Source organism: Streptomyces sp. NPDC002577 (genome assembly GCF_053594815.1).
The window spans coordinates 51,438-63,822 of record NZ_JBSFWK010000019.1; the positions used below are offsets into that span (position 1 = coordinate 51,438).

Annotated in this window: 9 protein-coding genes; 1 reads left to right on the top strand and 8 read right to left on the bottom strand. The window is 69.1% G+C overall.

The window, feature by feature from the left end; genetic code table 11:
* The first annotated feature begins 142 nt into the window (after window positions 1-142).
* Window positions 143-1,468 (top strand): fumarylacetoacetase, encoded by a 1,326-nt coding sequence (gene fahA / locus ACWD4J_RS23505; protein ID WP_451397382.1) that lies wholly within the window; start codon window positions 143-145, stop codon window positions 1,466-1,468.
* Window positions 1,469-1,697: 229 nt separating this feature from the next.
* Here the strand turns inward: fahA and recQ are convergent, their stop codons facing one another.
* The 8 genes from recQ to nuoH form a co-directional block, all read right to left on the bottom strand.
* On the bottom strand, window positions 1,698-3,776 hold the full coding sequence (gene recQ, locus ACWD4J_RS23510; RefSeq protein ID WP_451397383.1) for a DNA helicase RecQ: 2,079 nt from the start codon (window positions 3,774-3,776) through the stop codon (window positions 1,698-1,700).
* 336 nt (window positions 3,777-4,112) lie between these two features.
* Window positions 4,113-5,762 (bottom strand): NADH-quinone oxidoreductase subunit NuoN, encoded by a 1,650-nt coding sequence (gene nuoN / locus ACWD4J_RS23515; protein WP_451397384.1) that lies wholly within the window; start codon window positions 5,760-5,762, stop codon window positions 4,113-4,115.
* Complete coding sequence (locus tag ACWD4J_RS23520; RefSeq protein ID WP_451397385.1) at window positions 5,759-7,330, bottom strand: NADH-quinone oxidoreductase subunit M; 1,572 nt, start codon at window positions 7,328-7,330, stop codon at window positions 5,759-5,761. Before ACWD4J_RS23520 ends, nuoN begins: the two co-directional genes overlap by 4 nt.
* A gap of 5 nt (window positions 7,331-7,335) precedes the next feature.
* Window positions 7,336-9,279, bottom strand: a complete 1,944-nt coding sequence (gene nuoL, locus ACWD4J_RS23525; protein ID WP_451397386.1) for an NADH-quinone oxidoreductase subunit L — start codon at window positions 9,277-9,279, stop codon at window positions 7,336-7,338.
* 14 nt (window positions 9,280-9,293) lie between these two features.
* Complete coding sequence (nuoK, locus tag ACWD4J_RS23530) at window positions 9,294-9,593, bottom strand: NADH-quinone oxidoreductase subunit NuoK (RefSeq protein WP_451397387.1); 300 nt, start codon at window positions 9,591-9,593, stop codon at window positions 9,294-9,296.
* The gene (locus ACWD4J_RS23535) at window positions 9,590-10,405 is read right to left on the bottom strand and encodes an NADH-quinone oxidoreductase subunit J (RefSeq protein WP_451397388.1); all 816 of its coding nucleotides are present in this window, start codon (window positions 10,403-10,405) and stop codon (window positions 9,590-9,592) included. The genes nuoK and ACWD4J_RS23535 overlap by 4 nt, the downstream gene beginning before the upstream one ends.
* On the bottom strand, window positions 10,402-11,022 hold the full coding sequence (gene nuoI, locus ACWD4J_RS23540) for an NADH-quinone oxidoreductase subunit NuoI (RefSeq protein ID WP_451397389.1): 621 nt from the start codon (window positions 11,020-11,022) through the stop codon (window positions 10,402-10,404). Before nuoI ends, ACWD4J_RS23535 begins: the two co-directional genes overlap by 4 nt.
* Entirely contained in the window at window positions 11,015-12,373 is a 1,359-nt protein-coding gene (nuoH, locus tag ACWD4J_RS23545) for an NADH-quinone oxidoreductase subunit NuoH (RefSeq protein ID WP_451397450.1), read from the bottom strand. The genes nuoI and nuoH overlap by 8 nt, the downstream gene beginning before the upstream one ends.
* Window positions 12,374-12,385: the final 12 nt, after the last annotated feature.

Below are 12,385 nucleotides of genomic sequence, written 5' to 3' on the forward strand. Positions count from 1 at the left end.
CGCGTCCCCAAAGGACGCTAAGCCGGAATTGAACACTCCAGCAATATCTATCCGGACATTGCGAACTCTTTAGACACTGCCCATCGCCCGCAACTCCCCCGTAACGTGAGCCACAACCACACGGAAAGCGAGGCAGGAACAGATGCCCGAGCAGAACCCGCTCGATCCTCTCGACCCGCGCGACGCTCTCGACCCGGCCGACCAGGTCCACCCCCTCGGGCCGGCCGGCCCGCTCGACCTCACCGAGGGCGATCCCTTCGGCCCGCACAACCTCCCGTACGGCGTGTTCTCCCGGCCCGTGCACGGCTCCGCGGAGCGGCGGGTCGGCGTACGGCTCGGGGAGTTCGTGCTGGACGCGGGGGCGGTGGCCGCCGCGCTCGGCTCGCCGTATGCCTCGCTGCTCGCGCAGCCGGCGCTCAATCCGCTGCTGGCGGCGGGCCGCACCGCCTGGAGCGACGTGCGGCGCGCGCTCACCGCCTGGGTGACGGTGCCCGCCCACCGGGACGTCGTCGAGCCGCTCCTGCACCCGCTGTCCGAGGTCACACTGCACCTCCCCTTCGAGGTGGCGGACTACGTCGACTTCTACTCCTCCGAGCACCACGCCCGTAACGCGGGCCGGATCTTCCGCCCCGAGGCCGCAGACCCGCTCACCCCCAACTGGAAGCACCTTCCGATCGGTTACCACGGCCGATCCGGCACCGTTGTGGTGTCCGGAACGGATGTGGTACGGCCCTGCGGCCAGCGGAGGACTCCGGCGGATCCCGCACCCGTCTTCGGCCCTTCGGTACGCCTCGACATCGAGGCCGAGGTCGGGTTCGTGGTGGGCGTGCCGTCGGCCATGGGCACACCGGTCGCGCTGCCGGACTTCCGGGAGCACGTCTTCGGGCTGTGCCTGCTCAACGACTGGTCGGCCCGGGACCTGCAGGCCTGGGAGACCGTGCCGCTCGGCCCCTTCCTCGGCAAGTCCTTCGCCACGTCGGTGTCGGCATGGATCACGCCCCTGGAGGCGCTGGACGCGGCACGCGTGCCACCGCCGGAGCGCACACACCCGCTCCTTCCCTATCTCGACGACTCGGCGGAGCCGGCGGCGGACGAACCCGGCGGCTACGACCTGCGCATCTCCGTCGCGATCAACGGCCATGTGGTCTCCCGGCCTCCCTTCTCCACGATGTACTGGACGGCGGCGCAGCAGCTGGCCCATATGACGGTCAACGGCGCCTCGCTGCGCACGGGCGATCTCTACGCTTCGGGCACCGTCAGCGGCCCCGGTGAGCACGAGCGCGGCTCGCTGCTCGAGCTCACCTGGAACGGCCGCGACGCCCTCGACCTCCCCGATGGCAAGCGGACGTTCCTCGAGGACGGCGACGTGGTGACCCTGTCGGCGTGGGCACCGGGACCGGGCGGGACGAAGGTGGGCCTCGGGGATGTCACCGGACGGGTCGTACCCGGCGCGGCGGGCACCGCCTGACACGGACCTGCCGACGGGCCTCGGGAAGCACTGGCGCGACGGGCCTCTGAAATCCTGCGTCCGGGCCGCCCTCGCCACCGCGACGGCGGACTCCGACGCGGACGTCAGGGCGTACGCTGCGCGGGCGCTTCAGCGGTGGCATTGTCCCTTGGGGTGCCCGATGCCGGGGCGGGCCAGGGGGCGGACAGGGTGCCCGACGTCGCGGGGGTCAGCGGTGGCCGACGGACAGTTATATCCAGTCGTCCGGCTCCGGCTCCGTCGTCAGCTCCTCCGGCCAGTCCGGGTCCTCCCGGTCCGGGGCTCCTCCGGGAGCCCCGTCCGGGGCCCCCAGGGAAGCCAGCACCCCGAGCACCCCCTCCCCGTACGTCGCCAGCTTCTTCTCGCCGACCCCGCTGATGCCGCCCAGCTCGGCCACCGAGCCCGGGCGAACCGCGGCGATCTCCCTGAGCGTGGCGTCGTGGAAGATGACGTAAGCCGGAACGCCCTGCTCGCGGGCCTGTTCGGCCCGCCAGGAACGCAGGGCCTCGAAGACGGGCACGAGCTCCTCGGGCAGATCCGCAGCGGCCGCCTTCGCCTTGCGTTCCCCCTTCGCGGACGACGACGCCGACCGGGACGCGGCCGGCTTCTTCGGCTCCTTGCGCAGCGGCACTTCGCGCTCGCGTCGCAGCACCGTCCCGCTTGTGCCGGTCAGCACCAGCGTCCCGTACTCACCTTCGACGGCCAGCAGGTCCTGTGCCAGCAACTGGCGCACCACTCCGCGCCATTCAGCCTCCGAGAGCTCCTCTCCGATGCCGAAGACCGACAGCTGGTCGTGGTCGAACTGGATGATCTTGGCGGTCCGGCGGCCCAGCAGGATGTCGACGATCTGCCCCGTGCCGAACTTCTGGCCGCGCTCCCGCTGCAGCCGCACCACCGTGGAGAGCACCTTCTGCGCCGGGACCGTGCCGTCCCAGGTCTCGGGCGGCGTGAGGCAGGTGTCGCAGTTGCCGCACGCCGGGGCTCCGGGTTCCTGGCCGAAGTACGTCAGCAGCCGGCCGCGACGGCAGTCGGCGGACTCGCACAGGGCGAGCATCGCGTCGAGGTGGGAGGCCGCCCGCCGGCGGAAGGCCTCGTCGCCCTCGCCGCTCTGGATCAGCTTGCGCTGCTGGACGACGTCCTGCAGGCCGTACGCCATCCAGGCCGTGGAGGGCAGGCCGTCGCGGCCCGCGCGGCCGGTCTCCTGGTAGTAGCCCTCGACGGACTTCGGCAGGTCGAGATGGGCGACGAACCGGACATCCGGCTTGTCGATGCCCATGCCGAAGGCGATCGTCGCCACCACCACGAGGCCCTCTTCGCGCAGGAAGCGGGACTGGTGGGCGGCGCGCGTGCCCGCGTCCAGGCCCGCGTGGTACGGCACGGCCTCGATGCCGTTGCGGCACAGGAACTCCGCCGTCTTCTCCACCGAGTTGCGCGAGAGGCAGTAGACGATGCCGGCGTCTCCCGTGTGCTCCTCGCGGAGGAAGGCCAGCAGCTGCCGCTTCGGGTCGTCCTTCGGCACGATGCGGTACTGGATGTTGGGCCGGTCGAAGCTCGCCTCGAAGTGGCGGGCGTTCCGCAGATCGAGGCGCTGGGTGATCTCCTGGTGCGTGGCCCGCGTCGCGGTCGCCGTCAGGGCCATCCTCGGCACGTCCGGCCAGCGCTCGCCCAGCACCGAGAGCGCCAGATAGTCCGGCCGGAAGTCGTGTCCCCACTGCGCCACGCAGTGCGCCTCGTCGATCGCGAAGACGGAGATCTTGGCGCGGGAGAGCAGCTCGAGGGTGGCGTCCAGGCGCAGCCGCTCCGGAGCCAGATAGAGCAGGTCCAGCTCCCCCGCGATGAACTCCGCCTCGACCATGCGCCGCTCGTCGAAGTCCTGCGTGGAGTTGATGAACCCGGCCCGGACGCCGAGCGCCCGCAGCGCGTCGACCTGGTCCTGCATGAGTGCGATCAGCGGCGATACGACGATTCCGGTGCCGGGGCGGACCAGCGCCGGGATCTGGTAGCACAGGGACTTTCCACCGCCTGTGGGCATGAGCACGACCGCGTCGCCGCCCGCCACCACGTGGTCGATGATCGCCTGCTGCTCGCCGCGGAAGGCTTCGTAGCCGAAGACTCGGCGGAGTGTGCCGAGTGCGTCGCTCTCAGCCAGTCCCGTGGTACCGGCCGAGGCGCTCGCTGGCTCCGCGAAGCCGTCCTCCGGCGCCGCGAAGCCGTCCTCCGGCGCCGCGCCTGGCGCTGCGCTCAGCTCCGCGCCCGTCTCCGCTTCGGCCATCACGCCTGTTCCGCCCATCGCAATCATTGCCGTGCCCCCCGTGTGTCGTCCCTCGACCACCACAGCCACCATAGGGGGCGGCGCCGACACCCGAAGAGTTATCCACAGGCTGGGGAGTGCCCGGCAATCCCGGAGCGGGCGCCCTGCGGGGCTTTCCCCCAATCCCGCCCCTTCCCGAAACTGGGGGCTCCGCCCCCAGACCCCCGAGATCGCCCTTCGGGCTCGTCCTCAAACGCCGGAAAGGCTGAAAACAAGCACCGCACGGGCTCGAAACAAACACCGGGCGGGCCGAATACCTCAGCCCGCCCGGCACCTGAGAAGAAGCCCGGCCTCCGGCCCGACAGCCCGGCAACCTCAGCGCACAAACACCCCGGCTTGCCCCGCCAGATCCAGGAAGTACTGCGGCGCGACACCGAGCACCAGCGTGACCACGACCCCCAGCCCGATCGCCGTCATCGTCAGCGGCGACGGGACGGCCACCGTCGGCCCCTCCGGGTTCGGCTCACTGAAGAACATCAGCACGATCACGCGGATGTAGAAGAACGCCGCGATCGCCGACGAGATCACACCGATCACGACCAGGGGCGCCGCTCCGCCTTCCGCTGCCGCCTTGAACACGGCGAACTTCCCGGCGAAGCCGGACGTCAGCGGAATGCCGGCGAAGGCCAGCAGGAACACCGCGAAGACCGCCGCGACCAGCGGAGAACGCCGGCCGAGACCCGCCCACTTGGACAGGTGTGTGGCCTCGCCGCCCGCGTCCCGCACCAGCGTGACGACCGCGAAGGCGCCGATCGTCACGAACGAGTACGCCGCCAGATAGAACAGCACGGACGAGACGCCGTCCGGAGTCATGGCGATGACACCCGCCAGGATGAAGCCCGCGTGCGCGATCGACGAGTACGCCAGGAGCCGCTTCATGTCGGTCTGCGTGATCGCGACGATCGCTCCGCCCAGCATGGTGACGATGGCGACGCCCCACATCACCGGCCGCCAGTCCCAGCGCAGACCCGGCAGGACGACGTACAGCACACGCAGCAGGGCGCCGAACGCGGCCACCTTCGTCGCGGCCGCCATGAAGCCCGTGACCGGTGTCGGCGCTCCCTGGTACACGTCGGGCGTCCACATGTGGAACGGCACGGCGCCCACCTTGAACAGCAGGCCCATCACCAGGAGCGCGGCACCGATGAGCAGCAGCGCGTCATTGCCCATGGTGTCGGCGAGCGCGGGGTTGACGTTCTGGATGGTGCCGTCCACGACCTGCGAGATCGTCGCGTACGACACGGAGCCCGCGTAGCCGTACAGCAGGGCGATGCCGAACAGGGTGAAGGCGGAGGCGAAGGCGCCCAGCAGGAAGTACTTGACGGCGGCTTCCTGCGATACGAGCCGCTTGCGCCGGGCCAGGGCGCACAGGAGGTAGAGCGGCAGCGAGAAGACCTCCAGGGCGACGAACAGCGTCAGGAGGTCGTTCGCCGCCGGGAAGATCAGCATGCCGCCGATCGCGAACAGGACCAGCGGGAACACCTCGGTGGTGGTGAATCCCGCCTTCACCGCGGCCTTCTCGCTGTCGCTGCCGGGCACGGACGCGGCCTGCGCGGCGAACGAGTCGACACGGTTGCCGTGCGCCGCCGGGTCCAGCCGCCGCTCGGCGAAGGTGAACACGGCGACCAGGCCGGCCAGGAGAATGGTGCCCTGCAGGAACAGTGCGGGCCCGTCGACGGCGATCGCGCCCATCGCCGAGATCCGCGCCTTCGTGGTGCCGTATCCGCCGGCCGCCAGCCCGACGACGGCGGCGAAAGCGGCTGCGAGCGCGACGACGGACGTGAACACCTGGACGTAGTAGCGCTGCTTGCGGGGCACGAAGGCCTCGACGAGCACCCCGACGATCGCCGCGCCCAGGACGATCAGGGTGGGCGACAGCTGCCCGTACTCGATCTTCGGCGCGTCGATCTTGCTGATCGGCTCCGCCGCGGTTGTCCACAGGCTGTGGACGGCTGATGCGCTCACTTGGCCGCCTCCACCTCGGGCTTGGGGTCCTGCTTCTGTACGTCGGACAGGGTGTGCCCGACCGCAGGGTTGACGATGTCGGTGACCGGCTTCGGATAGACGCCCAGGAAGATCAGCAACGCGACCAGCGGGACGACCACCACGAGTTCGCGCAACCTGAGATCGGGCATCGCCGAGACCTCCGGCTTCACCGGGCCCGTCATCGTCCGCTGGTAGAGGACGAGCGTGTAGAGCGCGGCGAGCACGATGCCGAAGGTGGCGATGATGCCGATCACCGGGTAGCGGGTGAATGTGCCGACCAGGACGAGGAATTCACTCACGAAGGGGGCGAGGCCGGGCAGGGACAGGGTCGCCAGGCTGCCGATCAGGAACGTGCCGGCGAGCACCGGGGCGACCTTCTGCACGCCTCCGTAGTCCGCGATGAGCCGCGAACCGCGCCGCGAGATCAGGAAGCCGGCCACCAGCATCAGTGCGGCGGTCGAGATCCCGTGGTTGACCATGTAGAGCGTCGCGCCGGACTGGCCCTGGCTGGTCATCGCGAAGATGCCCATGATGATGAAGCCGAAGTGCGAGATCGACGCATAGGCCACCAGGCGCTTGATGTCGCGCTGGCCCACGGCCAGCAGCGCGCCGTACACGATGCTGATCAGGGCCAGCACCAGGATCACCGGGGTCGCCCACTTGCTGGCCTCCGGGAAGAGCTGGAGGCAGAAGCGGAGCATCGCGAACGTGCCGACCTTGTCGACGACCGCCGTGATGAGGACGGCGACCGGGGCGGTTGCCTCACCCATGGCGTTCGGCAGCCAGGTGTGCAGCGGCCACAGCGGCGCCTTCACCGCGAAGGCGAAGAAGAAGCCGAGGAACAGCAGCCGTTCCGTGCTGGTCGACATGTCGAGCGTGCCGTTCGCGCGGGCCTGGGCGATCTCCTGGAGCGAGAAGTTCCCCGCCACCACGTACAGCCCGATGACCGCGGCCAGCATGATCAGGCCGCCGACCAGGTTGTAGAGGAGGAACTTCACGGCCGCATACGAGCGCTGGGTGGCGGCGGCCGTGTCCCCGTGCTCGTGTGCCCGGTCTCCGAAGCCGCCGATGAGGAAGTACATCGGGATGAGCATGGCTTCGAAGAAGATGTAGAAGAGGAAGACGTCGGTGGCCTCGAAGCAGAGGATCACCATCGCCTCGACGCCGAGGATCAGGGCGAAGAAGCCCTGCGTCGGCCGCCATCTGCTCGACTTGGTCTCCAGGGGGTCGGCGTCGTGCCAGCCCGCCAGGATGATGAACGGGATCAGTACGGCGGTCAGCGCGATGAGCGCCACTGCGATGCCGTCGACCCCCAGCTCGTACCGCACGCCGAAGTCCTTGATCCAGGCGTGCGATTCCGTCATCTGGTAGCGGGCGCCGCCGGGCTCGAAGCGCACGAGCACGGCCATGGCCAGCACCAGCGTGGCCAGCGAGACCAGCAGCGCGAGCCACTTGGCGGCGGTCCGCCGGGCGGCCGGGACGGCGGCCGTGGCGATCGCACCGACCGCCGGGAGCGCCGCCGTCGCTGTCAGCAGAGGAAAGGACATCGGTATCAGACCGCCCTCATCAGCAGGGTCGCGGCGACGAGGAGCGCCGCACCGCCGAACATCGAGACCGCGTAACTGCGTGCGTAGCCGTTCTGGAGCTTGCGCAGCCGCCCGGACAGCCCGCCGACCGAGGCCGCCGTGCCGTTGACGACTCCGTCGACCAGCGAGTGGTCGAGGTACACCAGGGAGCGCGTGAGGTGCTCGCCGCCGCGGACCAGCACGACGTGGTTGAAGTCGTCCTGGAGGAGATCGCGCCGGGCGGCCCGGGTGAGGAGCGAGCCGCTCGGGGCGACGACGGGGACCGGCCGGCGCCCGTACTGGAGATAGGCGAGGCCCACGCCGAGCAGCAGCACCACCATCGTGGCGGTCGTGATGACTGGCACGCCGACGACCGGGTGCGGTTCCTCGAACGAGGTCACCGGCTCCAGCCAGTGCACGAACCGCTCACCGATGCCGAAGAACGCGCCCGCGAAGACCGACCCGAAGGCCAGCACGATCATCGGGATCGTCATGGACCTGGGTGACTCGTGCGGGTGCGGCAGCTCGCCGGGGTGCACCTCGATGCCGGGCTCGACACTCGGCGCCTTGTCCGGGTCGGGGGCCGGCTGCCAGCGCTTCTCACCGAAGAAGGTCATGATCATCACGCGCGTCATGTAGTACGCGGTGATGCCCGCGCCCAGCAGCGCGACGCCACCGAAGATCCAGGACCGCAGATCGCTCTGCTGCGCGAAGGCGGCTTCGATGATCTTGTCCTTGGACCAGAAGCCCGAGAACGGCGGCAGACCGATGATCGCGAGGTAACCGAGACCGAAGGTGACGAAGGTGACCGGCATGTACTTCCGCAGGCCGCCGTACTTCCTCATGTCGACCTCGTCGTTCATGCCGTGCATGACCGAGCCGGCGCCGAGGAACAGTCCGGCCTTGAAGAAGCCGTGCGTCACCAGGTGCATGATCGCGAAGGCGTAGCCGACGGGGCCGAGGCCGGCGGCCAGGACCATGTAGCCGATCTGCGACATCGTCGAGCCGGCCAGGGCCTTCTTGATGTCGTCCTTCGCGCAACCGACGATCGCACCGAAGAGGAGCGTGACCGCGCCGACCACCACGACCGCCAGCTGCGCGTCCGGAGCGGCGTTGAAGATCGCGCCGGACCGGGTGATCAGATACACGCCCGCCGTCACCATGGTGGCCGCGTGGATCAGGGCCGAGACCGGGGTCGGGCCCTCCATCGCGTCCCCGAGCCAGGACTGCAGCGGCACCTGCGCGGACTTGCCGCACGCGGCGAGCAGCAGCATCAGCGCGATCGCGGTGAGGGTGCCCTCGCTGGTCTTGCCCGTGGAACCGAGGACCGGCCCGAAGGCGAAGGTGCCGAACGTGGTGAACATCAGCATGATCGCGATGGACAGGCCCATGTCGCCGACGCGGTTGACCAGGAAGGCCTTCTTCGCGGCGGTGGCGGCGCTGGGCTTGTGCTGCCAGAAGCCGATCAGCAGGTACGAGGCGAGGCCGACGCCCTCCCAGCCCACGTACAGCAGAAGGTAGTTGTCGGCGAGGACGAGCAGCAGCATCGCCGCGAGGAACAGGTTCAGATAGCCGAAGAAGCGGCGGCGGCGCTCGTCGTGCTCCATGTACCCGATCGAGTACAGGTGGATGAGCGAGCCGACGCCGGTGATCAGCAGCACGAACGTCATCGACAGCTGGTCGAGCCGGAAGGAGACGTCCGCCTGGAAGCCGCCGACCGGGATCCAGCTGAACAGGTGCTGGGTGAGCGTCCGCTCCTCGGCCCCCTTGCCCAGCATGTCGGCGAAGAGCAAGAGGCCGATGACGAAGGAGACGGCCGCGAGCACCGTGCCGAGCCAGTGGCCCACACGGTCCAGGCGGCGGCCGCCGCACAGCAGGACGGCCGCTCCGAGCAGTGGCGCCGCTACCAGCAGCGCAATCAGGTTCTCCACGAGTCTGCGACCCCTTACAGCTTCATCAGGCTGGCGTCGTCGACCGAGGCCGAGTGGCGGGAACGGAACAGCGACACGATGATCGCGAGCCCGACCACGACCTCCGCGGCGGCGACGACCATCGTGAAGAAGGCGATGATCTGGCCGTCGAGATTGCCGTGCATACGGGAGAAGGTGACGAACGCGAGGTTGCAGGCATTGAGCATGAGCTCGATGCACATGAACACGACGATCGCGTTCCGCCTGATGAGCACGCCGGTGGCGCCGATGGCGAACAGCAGAGCGGCCAGATAAAGGTAGTTGACCGGATTCACTTCGATGCCTCCTCGGGCCGCGGCCGTTCAAGGCGGTCCTTCGCGCGCTGCTCGAGCGCCTTCAGATCGTTCAGCGCCTCGCTGGACACGTCGCGGATCTGGCCTCGCGAGCGCAGCGTCTTGTTGACGGTGAGCTCGGAGGGCGTGCCGTCCGGGAGGAGGCCCGCGATGTCCACCGCGTTGTGTCGGGCGTAGACGCCGGGGGCGGGCAGCGGCGGCACGTGCTTGCCCTCGCGCACGCGCTGCTCGGACAGCTCGCGCTGGGTCCTGGCGCGCTCGGTGCGCTCGCGGTGCGTGAGCACCATCGCGCCGACCGCGGCGGTGATCAGCAGCGCGCCGGTGACCTCGAAGGCGAAGACGTACTTGGTGAACATGAGCTCCGCGAGGCCCTGCACGTTCCCACCGGAGTTGGCCTGTCCGAGGCCGTTGAACTCCTTCAGCGAGGCGTTTGCGATGCCGGCGAGCAGCAGCACCGCGAATCCGACGCCGCAGAGGGCGGCCAGCCAGCGCTGGCCCTTGATGGTCTCCTTCAGCGAGTCCGCGGCCGTGACACCGACGAGCATGACCACGAAGAGGAACAGCATCATGATCGCGCCGGTGTAGACGACGATCTGCACGATGCCGAGGAAGTACGCACCGTTGGCCAGGTAGAAGACCGCCAGAACGATCATGGTCCCGGCCAGGCTCAGCGCGCTGTGCACGGCCTTCTTCATGAACACGGTGCCCAGGGCGCCGATCACGGCGACCGTGCCGAGCACCCAGAACTGGAACGCCTCACCGGTCGATGTGGTGTAGGCGGCGAGCTGGCTCATGTGTCCGCCCCTTCCTCTTCCGGACGTTCGCCCTTGGAGACCGCGACCTGCCGGACCGTGCCCGGCGCCGCCTCCGTCACCAGGCCCCGGTAGTAGTCCTGCTCGTCCGTGCCGGGGTAGATCGCGTGCGGCGAGTCGACCATGCCCTCCGTGAGGCCGGCGAGCAGCTGCTCCTTGGTGTAGATGAGGTTCTCGCGGCTGGAGTCGGCCAGCTCGAACTCGTTGGTCATCGTCAGCGCGCGCGTGGGGCACGCCTCGATGCACAGGCCGCAGAAGATGCAGCGGGCGTAGTTGATCTGGTAGACGCGGCCGTACCGCTCGCCGGGCGAGTAGCGCTCCTCGTCGGTGTTGTCCGCGCCCTCCACGTAGATGGCGTCCGCGGGACAGGCCCAGGCGCAGAGCTCGCAGCCGACGCACTTCTCCAGGCCGTCCGGATGGCGGTTGAGCTGGTGCCGTCCGTGGAAGCGGGGAGCGGTGGTCTTCTTCTGCTCCGGATACTGCTCGGTGAGCCGCTTCTTGAACATGGCCTTGAAGGTCACGCCGAAGCCGGCCACCGGGTTCTGGAACCCTTGATCCGTCTCGCCGGACTTCCCGGGCTCGTTGGACTGCTCAGCCATCGGACGCCTCCTTTCCATCCGCAGGTCCGTCACTTGGAGTATCCGGGCCGCCACTGACAATGAGCTCCCGCTCCCGCCGCGGGCGCCGCCTCGGCACCGGCGGCAGGGTCTGCCCCGGCAGCGGCGGCACGGGGAACCCGCCCGCCATCGGGTCGAAGGCCGCGGGCTTCGCAGGTGCCTCCTCGGCGGGCTGCCTGCCGCGGAACATGTCGACGACGAAGGACAGCAGCAGGACGGCGAGGACGCCTCCGGCGACGTAGAGCGCGATGTCGCCGACGGCGTAGTTCTCGTTCCGCAGCGCCCGTACGGTCGCGACGAGCATCAGCCAGACGACGGAGACGGGGATGAGGACCTTCCAGCCGAGCTTCATCAGCTGGTCGTAGCGGACGCGCGGCAGGGTGCCGCGCAGCCAGATGAAGAAGAACAGCAGCAGCTGGACCTTGATGACGAACCAGAGCATCGGCCACCAGCCGTGGTTCGCACCCTCCCAGAAGGTGCTGATCGGCCAGGGCGCCCGCCAGCCGCCGAGGAAGAGCGTCGCCGACACGGCCGAGACCGTCACCATGTTCACGTACTCGGCGAGCATGAACATCGCGAACTTGATCGACGAGTACTCGGTGTTGAAGCCGCCCACCAGGTCGCCCTCGGACTCCGGCATGTCGAACGGCGCGCGGTTGGTCTCGCCGACCATCGTGACGATGTAGACGAGGAACGACACCGGCAGCAGCAGGACGTACCAGCGGTCGTGCTGCGACTCGACGATCGCCGAGGTCGACATCGACCCGGAGTACAGGAACACCGAGGCGAACGCGGCGCCCATCGCGATCTCGTACGAGATCATCTGCGCGCAGGAGCGCAGGCCGCCGAGCAGCGGATACGTCGATCCGGAGCTCCAGCCCGCCAGCACGATGCCGTAGATGCCGACGGAGGCGACCGCGAGGATGTAGAGCATCGCGATCGGCAGGTCGGTGAGCTGCATCGCGGTGCGGTGCCCGAAGATCGAGATCTCGTTGCCGGACGGGCCGAAGGGGATCACCGCGATCGCCATGAACGCCGGGATGGCCGCGACGATCGGCGCGAGGATGTAGACGGCCTTGTCCGCGCGCTTGACGATCACGTCTTCCTTGAGCATCAGCTTGATGCCGTCCGCGAGCGACTGGAGCATGCCCCAGGGGCCGTGTCGGTTCGGGCCGATGCGCAGCTGCATCCAGGCGACGACCTTGCGCTCCCACACGATGGAGAAGAGCACCGTCACCATCAGGAAGGCGAAGCAGAAGACCGCCTTGATGGCGACCAGCCACCAGGGATCGGTGCCGAACATCGACAGGTCCTCCACCGCGAGCGGCGTCAGCGCCCCTGGCGC

Coding starts and splice junctions, on each gene's coding strand:
- fahA (WP_451397382.1), top strand. CDS start 143: ATGCCCGAGCAGAACCCGCTCGATCCTCTCGACCCGCGCGACGCTCTC.
- nuoI (WP_451397389.1), bottom strand. CDS start 11,022: ATGGCTGAGCAGTCCAACGAGCCCGGGAAGTCCGGCGAGACGGATCAA.
- ACWD4J_RS23535 (WP_451397388.1), bottom strand. CDS start 10,405: ATGAGCCAGCTCGCCGCCTACACCACATCGACCGGTGAGGCGTTCCAG.
- ACWD4J_RS23520 (WP_451397385.1), bottom strand. CDS start 7,330: ATGTCCTTTCCTCTGCTGACAGCGACGGCGGCGCTCCCGGCGGTCGGT.
- recQ (WP_451397383.1), bottom strand. CDS start 3,776: ATGGGCGGAACAGGCGTGATGGCCGAAGCGGAGACGGGCGCGGAGCTG.